Origin of the sequence: Sulfitobacter sp. S223 (genome assembly GCF_025143825.1) — a bacterium.
Lineage (GTDB): Bacteria > Pseudomonadota > Alphaproteobacteria > Rhodobacterales > Rhodobacteraceae > Sulfitobacter.
This window is the reverse complement of record NZ_CP083560.1, coordinates 113666-129872: the sequence shown is the minus strand read 5'-3', so window position 1 is coordinate 129872 and position 16207 is coordinate 113666. Positions and strand designations below refer to the sequence as shown.

17 protein-coding genes are annotated in these 16207 nt (G+C 54.8%); 11 read left to right on the top strand and 6 right to left on the bottom strand.

The window, feature by feature from the left end:
* Window positions 1–81 precede the first annotated feature (81 nt).
* From K3757_RS00615 to K3757_RS00595, 5 genes are read right to left on the bottom strand one after another with little or no spacing between them, the layout of a single operon-like run.
* Window positions 82–1002: a glucokinase gene (locus tag K3757_RS00615; protein WP_259998314.1), complete on the bottom strand. Its 921-nt coding sequence runs from the start codon at window positions 1000–1002 to the stop codon at window positions 82–84.
* Between the two features lie 3 nt (window positions 1003–1005).
* Window positions 1006–2100, bottom strand: a complete 1095-nt coding sequence (locus K3757_RS00610; protein WP_259998313.1) for an ABC transporter ATP-binding protein — start codon at window positions 2098–2100, stop codon at window positions 1006–1008.
* Window positions 2101–2105: 5 nt separating this feature from the next.
* Window positions 2106–2999, bottom strand: a complete 894-nt coding sequence (locus tag K3757_RS00605) for a carbohydrate ABC transporter permease (RefSeq protein WP_259998312.1) — start codon at window positions 2997–2999, stop codon at window positions 2106–2108.
* A complete protein-coding gene (locus K3757_RS00600; protein ID WP_259998311.1) occupies window positions 2992–3864 on the bottom strand; it encodes a carbohydrate ABC transporter permease in 873 nt (290 codons plus the stop codon). The genes K3757_RS00605 and K3757_RS00600 overlap by 8 nt, the downstream gene beginning before the upstream one ends.
* Window positions 3865–3924: 60 nt before the next feature.
* Window positions 3925–5169 carry an ABC transporter substrate-binding protein gene (locus K3757_RS00595; protein WP_259998310.1) on the bottom strand — a complete coding sequence of 415 codons (1245 nt, stop codon included), beginning with the start codon at window positions 5167–5169 and terminating at the stop codon, window positions 3925–3927.
* Window positions 5170–5393: 224 nt separating this feature from the next.
* On the opposite strand from K3757_RS00595, the gene K3757_RS00590 reads away from it, so the two are divergent.
* Window positions 5394–6131, top strand: coding sequence for a response regulator transcription factor (locus K3757_RS00590; RefSeq protein WP_259998309.1), 738 nt, complete (start codon window positions 5394–5396; stop codon window positions 6129–6131).
* Window positions 6128–7579, top strand: a complete 1452-nt coding sequence (locus tag K3757_RS00585; RefSeq protein WP_259998308.1) for a HAMP domain-containing sensor histidine kinase — start codon at window positions 6128–6130, stop codon at window positions 7577–7579. Before K3757_RS00590 ends, K3757_RS00585 begins: the two co-directional genes overlap by 4 nt.
* Window positions 7580–7631: 52 nt before the next feature.
* Here the strand turns inward: K3757_RS00585 and K3757_RS00580 are convergent, their stop codons facing one another.
* Window positions 7632–9011, bottom strand: coding sequence for an aspartate aminotransferase family protein (locus K3757_RS00580; protein ID WP_259998274.1), 1380 nt, complete (start codon window positions 9009–9011; stop codon window positions 7632–7634).
* A gap of 175 nt (window positions 9012–9186) precedes the next feature.
* On the opposite strand from K3757_RS00580, the gene doeA reads away from it, so the two are divergent.
* From doeA to K3757_RS00535, 9 genes are all read left to right on the top strand, one after another.
* Window positions 9187–10371: an ectoine hydrolase DoeA gene (gene doeA / locus K3757_RS00575; protein WP_259998272.1), complete on the top strand. Its 1185-nt coding sequence runs from the start codon at window positions 9187–9189 to the stop codon at window positions 10369–10371.
* Entirely contained in the window at window positions 10368–11360 is a 993-nt protein-coding gene (doeB, locus tag K3757_RS00570; protein WP_259998270.1) for a N(2)-acetyl-L-2,4-diaminobutanoate deacetylase DoeB, read from the top strand. Before doeA ends, doeB begins: the two co-directional genes overlap by 4 nt.
* A 198-nt stretch (window positions 11361–11558) precedes the next feature.
* A complete protein-coding gene (locus K3757_RS00565) occupies window positions 11559–12335 on the top strand; it encodes a PaaX family transcriptional regulator C-terminal domain-containing protein (RefSeq protein WP_259998268.1) in 777 nt (258 codons plus the stop codon).
* Window positions 12336–12382: 47 nt separating this feature from the next.
* On the top strand, window positions 12383–12997 hold the full coding sequence (locus tag K3757_RS00560; protein ID WP_259998266.1) for a ribonuclease D: 615 nt from the start codon (window positions 12383–12385) through the stop codon (window positions 12995–12997).
* A 40-nt stretch (window positions 12998–13037) separates the two neighbouring features.
* Window positions 13038–13610: an LPS export ABC transporter periplasmic protein LptC gene (gene lptC, locus K3757_RS00555; protein WP_259998264.1), complete on the top strand. Its 573-nt coding sequence runs from the start codon at window positions 13038–13040 to the stop codon at window positions 13608–13610.
* 20 nt (window positions 13611–13630) lie between these two features.
* Window positions 13631–14125, top strand: coding sequence for an LptA/OstA family protein (locus tag K3757_RS00550; protein ID WP_259998262.1), 495 nt, complete (start codon window positions 13631–13633; stop codon window positions 14123–14125).
* Window positions 14122–14880 carry an LPS export ABC transporter ATP-binding protein gene (gene lptB / locus K3757_RS00545; RefSeq protein ID WP_259998260.1) on the top strand — a complete coding sequence of 253 codons (759 nt, stop codon included), beginning with the start codon at window positions 14122–14124 and terminating at the stop codon, window positions 14878–14880. The genes K3757_RS00550 and lptB overlap by 4 nt, the downstream gene beginning before the upstream one ends.
* Before the next feature lie 240 nt (window positions 14881–15120).
* Window positions 15121–15687 (top strand): ribosome hibernation-promoting factor, HPF/YfiA family, encoded by a 567-nt coding sequence (gene hpf / locus K3757_RS00540; RefSeq protein WP_259998258.1) that lies wholly within the window; start codon window positions 15121–15123, stop codon window positions 15685–15687.
* 53 nt (window positions 15688–15740) lie between these two features.
* A complete protein-coding gene (locus K3757_RS00535) occupies window positions 15741–16205 on the top strand; it encodes a PTS sugar transporter subunit IIA (RefSeq protein ID WP_259998257.1) in 465 nt (154 codons plus the stop codon).
* The last annotated feature ends 2 nt before the right edge of the window (window positions 16206–16207 follow it).

Below are 16207 nucleotides of genomic sequence, written 5' to 3'. Positions count from 1 at the left end.
CTAGAACAGATATGACCACCCCACGCAGATGCATATGTGAATTGGTCTCTACCGCGATCTCTCAATTTGGCCACGACCGGACTAGAAAATCTCAAACTGCGCGCAGCCTGACAACGCCGCCAGATCATCCTGTATCATCCAGACGGGCGCATCATTTACCGTTTGAATGTTGAATGGCTGCCGAAGGACATCAATGCACACGGCGGGCGCCATTGTCATGATCGCCCGCGCGACACTGCCCGCAAAATAGATTCCGGCAGACGGCATATAAGCCAACGTCAGATCCCGAAGCAGATGCCCTAGAAGAGCCGCATACTGATCGACTGCAGCTGTAAGCTTTGCTTCAGACGGAATACCATAAGCTGAGACGATTGTCGTTCCTTCCAGCGCCCGATCACCTGTGAGGCTGCTGCAAAACGAGATGAAACCGCGACCGGAAAAGAGCGCCTCAATCGTAGAAAACCGGTCAGGCGCAAACCCCAGGTCCTGAAGCAGCAAAGTGATGCTACTTGGCATCGACAAGTGACCGGCTTCGACTGCAGGACAAAGGACAGAGCCTGCGTGCTCAAAAACAGGACTGACATTGAACCCCGTGCCAATCCCAACGACCAGCGACTGAGCGGGTCCGCTTATCTTTGGCTTGTCCGCGCTCACCACCCGCAACTGATCTGCCGCCAGATGCGGCACTGCATACCCCAATGCAGAGAGATCATTTAGCAGTCCGGCCGAAGTGACTCCGGAGACTTCCTTCAGTCTGCCAGTTTCAACCTCCCAATCCCGATTTGTCAGTGCCGCACGATTACCCTGGACCGGACCTGCCACTGCAACGACCAGTTCATTGGGCGCAACAATTCCGTCACGCGATAGATAATCAGCTATGATCGCATAAAGACTATCCCACTCCTTGTTGGCGTAGGTCTTTATCGTTGCCGTCTGAATCGTACCTGACAGGCTAAGCGCCAAGCGCGAATTCGTACCGCCAATATCTGCTACCAGTCGCATTTCCTAGTTCAACCGCAGACCAGTATCAGGCGAGAAGTAGGAGACCTTCGCCAGGTCAAATGCCAGCTTTTGCGCTACACCGGCGGTTGCGTTGGTGTCCGATGACAGACGTGCGGTAACGTGCTTACCGCCAAGCTGCATAACGGCAAAAGTATCAGCACCGGCTGGCTCCACAATATCAATAAGACACTCGGCTGCTTGCATATCTTCGTTCTGGCCATTCACGTCGCCAATATGTTCCGGACGCACACCAATGATAACATCCTGCGGCAGATCGCGATTTTTAGTGTCGGTCAGAATGATCGGCTCTTTGTTCTGGCGGGTGATTTCGATTTGAACCTCATCGCCCTTCGTACGGGTCTTGGCTGGAATAAGGTTCATCGCGGGGCTTCCCATGAAGTCGGCGACAAAAAGATTGGCAGGGCGGTTATAGATTTCTGCAGGTGTTCCCATCTGCTGGATCACACCGCCCTTCATCACAACGATTTTGGTGGCAAGTGTCATCGCTTCGATTTGGTCATGGGTCACATAAACCATTGACGCATCAAGCCGCTGGTGCAGCGCCTTAAGCTCTGTGCGCATCTCCACGCGCAGCTTGGCGTCAAGGTTGGACAGCGGTTCGTCAAAAAGAAACAGCTTTGGATCGCGCACAAGTGCGCGCCCCATCGCTACGCGCTGACGCTGACCGCCCGACAATTGGCCGGGCTTACGCTTTAGCAGCGGTTCGATTTGCAATTGCTGCGCGACATAGGACAGCTTTTCATCTTGGGTCGCCTGATCGACGCCCCGAACTTTCATCCCAAAAGTGATGTTCTTTGCCACTGTCATGGTCGGATAGAGTGCGTAGGATTGGAAAACCATCGCGATATCACGGTCTTTCGGGCTGACATTTGTCATGTTGCGCCCGTCGATGTGCAAATCGCCGCCGGTGATCGGCTCCAGCCCTGCGATGCAGTTCAGCAGCGTGGATTTACCGCACCCTGACGGCCCGACAAGCACGAGGAAATCACCCTGCTCAATCGAGACATTCACGTCTTTCAGGATCTCCGTATTGCCGTAGCTTTTATAGAGATTATTTATTTCAAGGATCGGAGACATGTGAGTTATCCTTTCACGGAGCCGGCGGTCAGACCCCGGACAAAGTATTTACCAGCAACGACATAGACAAAGAGGGTCGGAAGCGCTGCGATGATCGCTGCGGCCATATCCACGTTGTATTCCTTAACGCCTGTGGTCGAATTTACGATATTGTTGAGCGCCACAGTGACGGGCTGTGTGCCTGCTTGACTAAAGGACACCCCAAACAGGAAGTCATTCCAGATTTGTGTGAACTGCCAGATGACCGTCACCACGATGATCGGGATAGAAAGCGGCAGGAAAATGGACCAGAAGATGCGGAAGAAACCAGCGCCGTCTACCTTGGCCGCTTTGGTCAGTTCAGACGGGATCGTGACATAGTAATTCCGGAAAAACAGCGTCGTGAAGCCAAGACCGTAGATCACGTGCACGAAGATCAAACCAGGGATTGTTCCTGCGATTCCCATCATGCCAAGAACCCGTGCCATAGGCAGCAGAACCACCTGAAACGGAATGAAGCAACCGAACAGCATCAGCGAAAAGATGATATTCGCGCCACGGAAATTCCACTGCGAAATCACATAGCCGTTCATTGCCCCTAACAAGGTTGAGATCAGCACCCCGGGAATAGCGATCAGGACAGAGTTCCAGAAGTAGGGCCGCATGCCCTCGCACTGGATTCCGGTACAGGCACCGGACCACGCAGTACGCCACGCATCCAGAGTTACTGCCCGCGGCAGTGAGATCAGATCACCGGTACGAATTTCATCAAGGCTTTTGAGTGAGGTCATCACCATCACAAATAGCGGCATCAGGTAGAAGATCGCAAACACGCCAAGCATAAGGTACAGCCCCCAGCGGAGTGCCTGTTTACCAACCTGATTTTGACCCATGCCTGAGTGTGTTGAAGAATTAGCCATCTTTGGACCTCAATTCTGAATAGAGGTACGGAACCACAATCGTGAAAACCACCATCATCATGACCATCGCAGAGCTTGCCGCCTGACCAATATCCCCGCGCGAAAACGCCATGGCATACATGTAAGTTGCCGGCAGATCCGTCGCATAGCCCGGCCCGCCACCAGTCAACGCAATGACCAGATCAAAGCTTTTGATTGCAAGATGGGAAAGCACGATGAAGGCAGACAGAAATATCGGAGCCATCGAAGGAATAATAATGGCCGTATAGACGCGCCATGTGGGAATACCATCGACTTGCGCCGCTTTGATGATCTCACCATCCACAGACCGCAGGCCCGCAAGAAAAAGCGCCATCACAAACCCACTGCTTTGCCAGATCGCCGCGATAACAATCGCATAGATTGCCATGTCGGGGTTGATCAGCCAATCAAAGGTAAAGTCTTCAAAACCCCAACCGCGAACTGTCGCTTCCAACCCCAGACCGGGGTTCAGAATCCACTTCCATGCTGTCCCTGTGACAATCATCGAAAGGGCCATTGGATAAAGATAGATCGTGCGCAGCGCCCCTTCGGTCCGGATGTTCTGATCCAGTAGAATAGCCAAAACCAGCCCTAGAACCATCGCAATGACGATAAACAGGATGCCAAAAACAAACAGGTTCCCGAATGCGGTATCCCAGCGCGGCGATGCAAACAGGCGTTCATACTGGATGAAGCCTTCGATTTCGTATTTTGGCAGCAGGCGCGACCGCGTCAATGAAACCCAGGCCGTCCACGCAATGAAGCCATAGACGAAAATCAGGATCGCAATGAACGAAGGCGCCAGAACCATTTTGGGCATATTATCTTCAAGCCACTTGGTCATGGTATCAGTCCCTAATAGGAGGTTCTGCCCCCATCACATGGAGGGGGCAGAGTTGGGCATTTACATGCTGTTGGCGACTGCTGTTGCCAACTGCTGCACTGCATCCTCGGAGGACAAGTCAGAGTTAAAGTGTGCTGTCACAACATCTGTGATCGCACCGGCCTGCGCACCGCGCAGCGCCATCCCGTGGGCATAGCTTGGCAGCAAAGAGCCGTTGGAAGAGCTTGCCGCCATGTCGTCTGACGACAGCGTCGCGCAGCTGTCGAATTTATCAAGCGCTACATCTGTACGGGCTGGAATAGAGCCTTTGTTCAGATTGAACACTTCCTGAAAGTTCTTACCCACGACAAGCTTCGCCAGAAGGTCCTGACCCTGCTTCTTGTCATCGCCATCAACCGCGAACATCGCAAAGCTGTCTACGTTATACAGGAACCCGTCACCCGGTGTGGACATACACAAGAAGTCCTCGCCCGGAACTTTACCTGCCGCCATAAACTCACCCTTGGCCCAGTCACCCATGATCTGAAAGGCTGCTTCGCCGTTCATGACCATCGCTGTTGCCAGATTCCAGTCACGACCGGAGAAATTGGGATCAACATAGCCGCGCATCAAACGCATCTGGTCGAAAACCTTGACCATACCGTCGGACGTCAGCGTCTCTTTGTCGAGATCGACAAAGGCTTTGCGGAAGCCGTCTGGCCCCAGAATGCCCAGCGCCACTGCTTCGAACACTGTTGCGTCCTGCCATGACTGACCACCGTGCGCGAGCGGGATAATCCCTGCCGCAGACAGTTTTTCCGCCGCCGCATTGAATTCGTCCCACGTTGTCGGCATTTCGATGCCGTTGGCTTTCAGGACTTCGGCGTTTGCCCAGATCCAGTCAACGCGGTGGACGTTTACGGGTGCGGCACACCATGTACCTTCACACTTCATGTGGTTGGCGATTGATTCCGGCAGAACATCTGCCCACCCGTTTGCGTCTGCAACAGCGGAAATATCAGCCAGCACGCCTTCGTCATACCATTCCTGAATGGCAGGGCCTTTCAACTGGACAGCCGTGGGCGCGTTGCCTGCAAGAACACGGGCGCGCAGAGCTGTCATTGCAGCATCGCCCCCACCGCCAGCAACAGGCATGTCTGTCCAGGTGCCGCCGTTATCTGCGAACTCTTGCTGCAGAACAGCCACGGATTTGGCTTCGCCGCCGGATGTCCAATAATGCAGAACTTCTACCTGTGGCTCTGCCTGAACTGCGCCTGCAACCAACAATGCGATGCCGGACACCGCGCCAGTAATATACGATTTCATTTCGAATTCCTCCCAGAAAATGCCGTTTTAAGCGGCTTCGATCGAGTAAGAGTGCAGAAGCTTTCGCAACTACGCAATGGATGCAACGCGGCCAAATCCGCCCCAAGATGAAATAAATGACGTGACCGTTACAGGTTGTTACAAAGGCATCGATTTTGCTGCCTGTTATTACGTAAGAAGTGTGAAGCGCGCCGCATCGGGAGATTTACAAGGGAGGTATCTAAGTGGCGATTCCCAGAATACTCATCGTCGATGACGACAAAGAAGTCCGCCAGATGATGACCCAGTTCTTCCAGCAGAACGGGGCCATTGCCCTGCCTGCAGCGACCGAAAGTGAAGTGCGCGCGCATCTTGAGAACGGGCGCGTCGATCTTATCTTGCTCGATGTCATGTTGGGCGATGAGAACGGTTTGGAAATTTGCAGCCGTCTGCGCGATGAGCAGGACATCCCGATTATCATGGTATCGGCCCTTTCAGCCGACCATCAGCGCATGGAAGGTTACCTTGTTGGCGCAGATGATTACGTGGCCAAACCGTTCAACCCTGAACTTCTCTTGGTACGGGTGAAGGCGGTTCTGGCACGTGCGCGCAGGTCATCGTCGCTTATCCACCGTCGACACACAAAGGTGTTCCAGTTCGCTGGCTGGACCTATGACGCAAAGCGCGAAGAGGTAATTTCACCCAACCAAGTCCAAGTAGCACTTTCACGGCGTGAGACAGCATTGCTTCAGGTCCTAATCGCCAACCCGCATATCCCACTTACCCGCGAAGAAATTGCCTCTGCTTTGGACGTCACTGGCGAAGCCCCGCAAACCGGCGACGCTGTAGGCAGGTCTATTGATGTCTTGATCGGTCGCCTTCGCAGCAAGATAGAAACAAACCCGAAAGACCCGAAACTTCTGAAGACAGAGCGCGGCGTCGGATATGTCCTTGCTACGGATGTCGAGGCGGTCATGTCTTGACCAATCCCTTGCGTAGCCTGTGGGGGCTGACCAGTATCTTGGTGATCAGCGCCTTCATCGCCGGCGGTATTGTTGTCTGGCTATGGGCAAAGTCGAACTTCGACTGGCGCCAATACCAAAGCGAAGCCTACATAACAGGCACTGCGGTCCATAGGGCCCTGAAGGACAATGCCCTGCCCCCTCAAGGCGTTCAGTTCGAAGTTCTGTCAGAGCAAGATCAGGTCTTGGCCACCACAGGGGATTTCCAGCAGGTAACCGGCGCGCCCCGTGCCGCCCGAGAAACCAACATTCCAATTTCCGCAGACACTGCGAATCCACAGTCAGACGCGCCTCTCGCGCTCGTAATCCTGTCTCCTGATCTGGTGTACAGCCTTGCTGAACTGACCGTCGAAGAAGGTCAAACAGCGGCAGATAAGACCGGAAATGTCTTTCGGCTGCTTGCTTCCTATTGCAGTGATCCTCTTGTACTTGCGCGCTTTGGCGATGCGCCGTGGATGCGGATAGATGGTGCAAGCGTTTGGGGATGTGATGCGGCACCATCCGACAGGCGCCTGCTGGCCGTCCTTTTGACCGCTATCGTTATTGCAACTGTGATGACGATCTCTCTCAACCTGTCATCGGAGTTCACTCTTTTTGCAACGCAGCTGCGCAACCGGAGGCGCGTTGGTGGCCCCGCGAGCTATGACATTCAGGGCCCGCAAGAACTGCAAGACATCGTCGCTTCTGTAAACTCATATCTTGAGACAGAGCGTGCGCAGCTTGAAGGGCGCGCTGCGGTACTATCAGGCGTCAGTCACGATCTGGGCACGCCTGCGACACGGCTACGCCTAAGGGCAGCTTTGATCAAAGACCCGACCCTGCGCGGAAAACTAGAGGCCGACATCGATAGCATGACGGATATGATCGAAAGCGTCCTGACGTACACGCGCGCGGAAATGAACGTCGAAAGCCCCCGCAAAATTTCCCTGACATCTCTCTTGGATGCGATTGTTTCAAACTACGAAGACATGGGGCATGCTGTGTCCCTCCAACCTGCAAAAGACGTGATCGTGAAGGGGGCCAGTTCCGTTTTCATGTCCCGTCAGGGTCAAACCGTGGTGGCAGGCGAAAGAGAGGTGACAATCATCGGGCGCCCGATATCGCTGGAACGTGCCTTGACCAATTTGATCGATAACGCGCTCAAATACGGGCGACGTGCGACGGTATCATTGGAGACGGACGCGGAAACCGCGACCATTGTCGTTGAAGATGAAGGGTCAGATAATCTTGCCGCTGACATAGAAGCGTTGATGGCGCCTTTTCAACGGGGCGATAACACCAAGACGATCAAAGGCTATGGATTAGGCTTGACCATCGTTGCCACCATCGCAAACCTGCACGGTGGTTCGCTCACTTTTGAAGATGGCGCCACAGGCGTATTGGCCCGGCTGCGGATTCAGCGCGGCTGACCAGTGGGCCAGCCGCCAATTTTCACCGAACTTCAAGGTTACGCCCGATAGTTTAGCCCAGCACTTCTTCTACAGCTGCTTTTGTCACGCCCACAACCTCATCAGCCTGTTCCCGCGTCAACGGGAAAGGCGGTGCAAAGCCAATGATATCGCCTTGCGGCATGGCACGAGCAATCACGCCACGTTCGAACATTGCTGCAACGATACGGGGGCCGACCTTCTCTGATGCGTCAAAGAAGACACGGTCATCGCGATCACGCACCAGTTCGACCGCGCAAAGCATCCCTTCGCCGCGCACATCGCCGACATTTACATGGTCGCCCAGCGCCTGAAGCATTGCTGCGTTCAGGTACCCACCGACAGCGCCTGCGTTGCTCACGAGATCAAGACTGTCGAGCAGTTTGAGATTGGCCACACCCGCCGCCGCACCGATAGGATGCGCAGAGTACGTCCAGCCGTGGCCGATCGGACCAAATTCGTCCGTTCCCTGTTCAAGAACTTTCCACATCCGGTCCGACACGATCGAGCCAGACAAAGGCGCATAAGCCGAGGTGAGACCTTTGGCGATCGTGATCAGGTCGGGTTTCATCCCGTAGTGTTCAGATCCCATCATGGTACCCAGACGGCCAAAACCTGTCACAACCTCATCCGCAATCAACAGGATGTCATATTTGTCCAACACCGCCTGAATGGCAGCCCAATACCCTTCTGGTGGCGGAACAATACCGCCTGTGCCCAACACAGGTTCCCCGATAAACGCGGCGATCGTATCAGGTCCTTCGCGCTGGATAAGCGCCTCTAGCTTTGCCGCGCAATCGGCGCTGAATGCGGCTTCTGTCATGTCGCGGTCAGCACGGCGGAAATAGTAGGGCGCATCGGTATGCACCACATGGCTAAGGGGCAGATCGAACTTTTTGTGGAACAACTCTAACCCGGTGAGCGAGCCTGTCACCAAACCCGATCCGTGATACCCGCGCCAGCGCGAGATGATCTTTTTCTTCTGAGGACGACCCAGCACATTGTTGTAGTACCAGACCAGCTTGACGTTGGTCTCGTTCGCGTCCGAACCGCTCATCCCGTAGTAGACATGGTTCATGCCCTCGGGCGCGCGTTCTGCGATCATGCGTGACAATGTGATCGACGCTTCTGTGCCGTGACCAACGTAAGAATGGTAATATGCCAATTCATGCGCTTGCGCGGCGATCGCTTCTGAAATTTCGGTCTGTCCGTAGCCGACGTTCACGCAATAAAGTCCCGCAAAGGCATCCAGATGGCTGCGCCCTTCACGATCAGTAATGTGCACGCCTTTGGCCGTTTGAATAATCCGGTTCCCCATTTCACGGCGGGCAAACTGGCCCAGATGGGTGGAGGGGTGAAAGAAATGATCGTGGTCCCATTGGCTCAGCACATCATTGGTCAGCGGCTTGTTCATCGCATTCTCCTAATAGAGTCCTGCGTCAGTGGTATGGGGTCCGTGCCCGATCCGCTACCCTGCTACGCGACTTTTTGTGTCGGAAAGCGGCAAGAGATGCCGCTTACGTTGCTAGCCAAAAGCCGAAAAACAAACCAGCTTTACCCTATCGCATCGCCAAAGCCGGAGACAGCCCATGCATGACCCAGCGCCAAATTTCACCACCGGTGAATACCTGACCCGAATCGAAAAGACACGCAAAGCGATGGATGCCGCAGGTCTTGATGCGATATTTGTTACCGATCCATCCAACATGTCCTGGCTTTCAGGGTACGATGGTTGGTCTTTCTACGTGCATCAGGGTGTCCTGCTCACGCAGCAGGGTGAGCCTGTTTGGTGGGGCCGTGCGATGGATGCTGTAGGTGCAGGCCTTACTGTATTCATGGAGCATGCCGACAGTATTTGCGGCTATGACGATACCTTTGTGCAGAACCCTGAAAAGCACCCGATGCAAGAACTGGCCAAGCTTATGGCAGCACATGGGCTGGAAGGGGCGCACATCGGGGTCGAGCTGGACAACTACTATTACACCGCAGCCGCCCACATGAGCCTGACCAATGCACTGCCCAGCGCCAAGTTTTCGGATGCCACCGGCCTTGTGAACTGGCAACGTGCTGTCAAATCAGCGCAAGAGATCGAATACATGCGCCGCGCTGCAAGGATTGTAGAAACCATGCACGCGCGCATCCTTGATGTAGCAGAAGTGGGCATGCGCAAGAATGATCTGGTGGCAGAAATCTATTCTACTGCCATTCGGGGGGCCGACGGGCACTGGGGCGATTACCCTGCGATTGTACCGATGGCACCCTCTGGCATGGATGCCACAGCACCGCACCTTACTTGGGACGACAAGCCGATGAAAACCGGTGAGGCGACATTTTTCGAGATCGCAGGCGCACATAAGCGTTATCAATGCCCGCAATCGCGTACTCTGTTTTTAGGGGCCGCACCGCAAAAGTATCTGGACGCCGAAGCCGCGGTACTGGACGCCATGGAGGCCGGATTAGAGCATGCAAAACCCGGCAATCAAGCCCAAGACATCGCAAATGCCTTTAACAAAACGCTCAACGATGCAGGATTCGAAAAGGAAGGGCGCTGTGGCTATGCCATCGGGATAAGCTATCCACCAGATTGGGGCGAACGGACGATCTCTTTCCGTCGTGGGGATACAACTATTTTGGAGCCCGGCATGACATTCCATTTCATGCCCGCGCTTTGGCTGGACGATGGCGGGCTAGAGATTACTGAACCTATTCTGATCACCGAGACGGGCCATGAGTGCCTGTGCACAACACCGCGCAAGCTTTCGGTGAAGGCATGAGCCGGAACCCGATTAGCCCTACAATCCCGCTGGATGCGGACGGCGTTCACCACGGCTTTCTCAAGCTACCACATAGCCGCGATGACAGCGCATGGGGGTCGGTCATGGTGCCGATCACAGTGATCTCGAATGGCGCTGGGCCAACTGCCTTGCTGACGGGTGCCAATCACGGTGACGAATACGAGGGGCCGATTGCCCTGCAAGAGCTTGCTCTAGCGCTCAAACCTGAAGATATCACAGGTCGTGTCATCATCCTGCCCGCGATGAACCTACCTGCCTTTTCTGCCGGCCTGCGCTGCTCCCCTATCGATGGGGCGAATATGAACCGCAGCTTTCCGGGCCGCCCCGATGGGACCGTGACCCAAAAGCTGTGCCACTACATTGCCACCAATTTGGTTCCACAGGCTGATATCGTGCTCGACTTCCACTCGGGCGGTCGCACTTTGGATTTTCTGCCCTTCGCCGCCGCGCATATTCTTGATGACAAGATCCAAGAGGCCGCTTGCATGGCCGCAATGCAAGCCTTCAACGCACCTTACTCCGTCCGGATGCTTGAAATTGACAACGTCGGAATGTTTGACACCGAGGTTGAGAGTCAGGGCAAGGTCTTTGTAACCACCGAACTGGGCGGCGCGGGCAGCTCCACGCCTCGAACAGTCGCCGTTGCGCGCAAGGGCATTCGCAATCTGCTCATCCACGCAGGTATCATGACCGGAGAGGTGTCCCTGGACCCTACCCAGCAGCTGGATATGCCGGATGGGAATTGTTTTCTATTCTCTCAACAGTCGGGAATCATTGAATATCTTGTTGAGTTAGGAGAGCAGGTGGCAACAGGACAAGCGGTTGCACGGGTTTGGCCTGCCGACCGAACCGGTGTGGCGCCCACGGAATGTTGCGCCCTACGTTCCGGTATCCTCACCGCACGACATGTGCCCGGTCTCGTGAAGATGGGTGACTTCGTCAGCCTTATCGCGGCCGAGATTGCATAAGCGTTTCTTCGGAAAGGCTGGTCGATGAAAACAATGGATGGGCAATCATACCCCAGCGGTAAGCCTGAAGCTGCGTTTTTCACAACCAAATGAGCACACGAAAGCTGTTGCTATCGTATCCAGCCGCTAAACCGTCAGGCTGGTGTCGGGACTGTATAGCGCTATAGTTAGCGCAATGAGACTTAACGGACCTTCGTGATGCCCAGTGACGCCTTCGATCAGACCAAAACAGCCCTTTTGACGCTGGGCGGACAGCGTGTCTGGTCCTTAATGGTAACGTTATTCGGTGACTTGGCTCAAGCCGATGGAAGTTCTATCGACGGGCCGGTTTTGTCGGCAGTGATGACAGAGATGGATGTGCGGCCTGAAGCAGTGCGTGTTGCCCTCCACCGGCTGCGAAATGATGGGTGGATTGTTTCACAAAAGCAGGGCCGAACACGACGACACGCGCTTACACCAACCAGCAGACAAGAAACACTGCGTGCAAGCGCGCGCATCTACTCAAGCCCGAATGCGCAAGAACCCGGCTGGCAGCTGCTTGTGCTTGAAGACAGCGGCACGGTCCCTCGTGAGGAAATGGCCGAGCAAGGATTCGCACCCTTGGTGCCGCGTGTCTTTCTAGGTAGCGCAGCTTCACGCCCACCAAAGAATGCTTTGGTACTAAGCGGCGGACAAACGCCGGACTGGCTGCGTGAACAGATCGGCGCGCAGATGCTGGAAGCTGAATACAGCGCCCTCCTGCCAATCCTGAAACATGCCAGCACTTCTCTGGACAGCGGCACTCTGGATGCGCTTCAGACAACAGTTTTGCGCTGCTTAATCGTTCACAACTGGCGCCGGATTGTCCTGCGGCACCCAACCTTGCCCCGTGCACTTTTGCCAAAAGACTGGCCGGGACACAGTTGCCACGTTTTAGTCGATACGCTGCTAAACAGCTTTCCGCGACCATCGCCCGACGAGATCCTGCCCAGCTAGCGGCGGCGCGCTTTCCCCTTCTTCTCCCTGCCTGTATAGATCGAGCCATGACAAACAAAGTATACCAGAATGATCTCCCTGACGGGCTGGACCTTGGGCCGGTCGTCGCTATCGATTGTGAAACCATGGGTCTGCACCCGCAACGCGACAGGCTGTGCGTTGTGCAGCTTTCGTCTGGGGATGGGCATGCCCATCTGATCCAGATTGCACGCGGCCAGACAGAAGCGCCAAATCTGTGTCGCCTGCTGGCTGATCCAGACGTGCTTAAGCTGTTTCACTTCGGCCGCTTCGACATTGCCGCGATGTTTAAAGCTTTTGGCACCGTGGCAGCGCCCGTCTATTGCACGAAAATTGCCAGCCGGTTGGTCCGCACCTATACGGACAGACACGGGTTGGCCAAGCTTCTGCAAGAGCTTCTGAGTGTAGACATCTCGAAGCAACAGCAATCCAGCGACTGGGGTGCGCCCACCCTGACAAAAGCGCAAATCGACTATGCTGCTTCCGACGTCCTTTATCTGCACAGGCTGCGCGATGTCCTGAACGGTATGTTGGAGCGAGAGGGGCGTATGGAAATGGCCCAAGCCTGCTATGATTTCCTGCCCATGCGCGCACAGCTTGATCTGGCTGGTTGGCCGGATACAGATATTTTCGCCCATGCGTGACGCCTCAGCGCCCAGAATCAGGCGCGACCGGTATTCGCGCATGGTTGCGCTGCTAAAGGTGGCGTTCCCGTTGGCGGCACTTGCCTTGCTATCTACATTGTTCCTGCTGTCACGGGCACTGGACACAGACACTCCCATTCCGTTTGCCGACGTCGAAATTCAGGAACGTCTGCGCGATCAGCAAATCACCGGGCCATTCTTTTCAGGGGCCACCACCGGTGGTGACCAGATGTCATTCTCTGCCGAAAAACTTGTTACGCTGCCCGGGCGTGTGGGGGGCAACCGTGCAGAAAATGTGTTAGCCACCCTCGAAGCCGTCGATGGAGCCACATTCAAACTGCAGGCAGATGTGGCCGAACTGGATATCGGTGCGAACACCGCCGTGCTGAATGGTGACGTGATCATGGACACATCGACCGGTTACCATATCAACACAGCGCGCCTCACCGCGATGATTTCCGATCTTGATGTTGCGACCGACGGAGAGGTGCTCGCATCAGGTCCATTGGGTGAGTTGACTGCGGGGAAAATGCGGGTGTTCAAGCCAAATCCGACCGATTCAACGCAAATGCTTTTCAGTGACGGGGTGAAGCTGGTATACACCCCCAACTGAGCAAGAAAGTGTTTCTAATTATGGGCCTTCGTTTACTGCTGATCGCGCTGTTTTCAGCTCTCTTTTCAATGCAGGCCGCAGCGCAAGGCGCAAGCGTCGCGTTTGGCACCATCGCACAAGACACCAGCCTTCCGGTGGAGGTGAGTTCGGATGAGCTTGCTGTCGACCAAGAAACTGGCACAGCGATATTCACTGGAAACGTTGTGATCGGACAAGGCGAGATGCGTCTATCTGCACAGCGTGTGCTGGTCGTTTATCGTGCCACAGCGGATGGAATAGCCAAATTGGAGGCTACCGGCGGCGTTACGCTTGTGTCGGGGCCAGATGCCGCTGAAGCGCAACGCGCGGATTACAGTATTGATGACGGCACCATCGTGATGAGCGGCAATGTACTGCTTGCCCAAGGTGCCAGCGCGCTAAGCGCCGATACCATGACCATCAGACTAGAGGATGGAACTGCGCGGATGTCCGGCAATGTGCGGACAAGTTTGCAGACCGGTAGCAAAAACGAATGAGCGCCCCTGACCTAACGGTACAAGACGGCAACGCCGGCCTTCGGATTTCGCATTTGCGAAAATCTTACCGGAAGAAAGTCGTCATCCGCGATTTTTCGATGGAGCTGATGCGTGGGGAAGTTGTCGCCCTACTGGGACCAAACGGATCTGGTAAAACAACCACATTCTACTCCATCGCGGGCCTTGTAACTGCGGAAAGCGGTTCCGTCACAATTGATGGTAAAGACGTAACAACGCTGCCGATGTATCGCCGCGCACAGCTTGGCATCGGATACCTCCCGCAGGAAATGAGCATTTTCCGTGGCCTTTCGGTACAGGATAACATCCTTGCCGTGCTTGATATTGTCGAGCGGGACCGCCGGAAAAAGATGCTGCGGCTGGATGAATTACTTAGTGAATTTTCCATCGAACACCTAAGGCGTGCTCCGGCGATGGCCCTTTCGGGCGGAGAACGGCGGCGCGTCGAGATCGCCCGCTGTCTGGCAGCGAACCCCAAGTATCTGCTTTTGGACGAACCCTTTGCGGGCGTTGATCCTATTTCGGTCGGGGATATCCGCCACCTTGTTTCTGACCTCAAAAAAAGAGGTATCGGCGTACTGATTACGGATCATAACGTCCGGGAAACGCTGGAGATTGTCGATAGGGCCTATATCTTGCACGAAGGCCGCGTGTTGATGTCCGGCACTCCGGACGAAGTGGTGCAAGACGGTGATGTGCGCCGCGTATACCTTGGCGACAACTTTAAGATTTCTTAAGTAGGTTTAACGCTACTTCCTGCCTGTTCCCATCTTAAATGATTGACTCGTAAGGGTCTCAAGTCGTCTAATCGAACTATGGCGAACTGGCTTTGCATGTTTGGAAAGGTTGCGCCACCTTCGGGTGGGACGGCCTTCAACATTCTAAAGACTGCCGCCATTCCCCGCATCTGATCACACATTGGACCGCCCTTCTTGGGCGCGCCTTTTGCGATCAGATTACACATTAAAGGAGACACTATGCGGTACCAGATCAGCGGAAAACAAATCGATATCGGCGACGCACTGCAAACACACGTCAAAAATGACCTGGGCGCGGCCGTCCAGAAATACGCCGAACGACCGACTGATGCCCTCGTTGTTTTTTCCAAATCGGCCCACGAGTTTGTTTGTGAGGCAACGGTACACCTTTCAACAGGCCTTACAGCTTCGGCCAAGGCCCACGCAAACGAGATCTATGCCGCTTTCGATGCCTGCAGCGAGAAGATGGAAAAGCAACTAAGAAGGTACAAGCGTCGGTTGAAAGATCATCACCAACAACGTGCAGAACCTGTTGAGCTTTTGGGCGCTTCCTCCTATATACTGGCATCAGAGACGAACACAGAAGGGGACGAGCCCGACAGCTTACAACCTATGATCATCGCCGAGATGGAGACAAAGATTGCTACTTTGTCTGTCGGGGAAGCGGTCATGCAGATGGAGCTTTCTGGCGCACCGGTTCTGGTGTTCAAGAAACAAGACAAAGACGGGGTCAACGTGGTATACCGCCGCGAAGACGGCAACATCGGTTGGATTGACCCTGCATAGAGACTGAGCTATGGCGCGCGCTTAGGCGCGCGCTCACAGGGAAAAGCAGACAAATGAACTTTGCAAAACTTCTGTCGCCAGAGGCGGTTAAAGTACTGTCATCGACCACCAGCAAGAAGCGCCTTCTCACGGATTTGGCTGAACTTGCGGAATCGGTACATGGCCTGAACGCACAAACCGTTGTCGAGGCACTTCTTGCGCGTGAAGCGCTTGGCCCGACAGGTGTTGGCCACGGTGTGGCTCTTCCTCATGCGCGGATTGATGGAATCACAAATGTAACCGGTCTTTTCGTGCTTCTTGAAAAACCTGTGGATTTTGGGTCAGTTGATCGCCAGCCTGTCGATATTGCATTTGCTTTGTTTGCGCCCGAAAACGCAGGTGTGGAACACCTAAAAGCACTTGCTCTTGTATCGCGCACACTGCGTGACACCGGCATTTGCGCCAAGCTACGGGCAAACCCATCGGCGAACACCCTCTATACCATCCTTACGGAAGCAGAAGGCGTTAAAGCCGCCTAAGC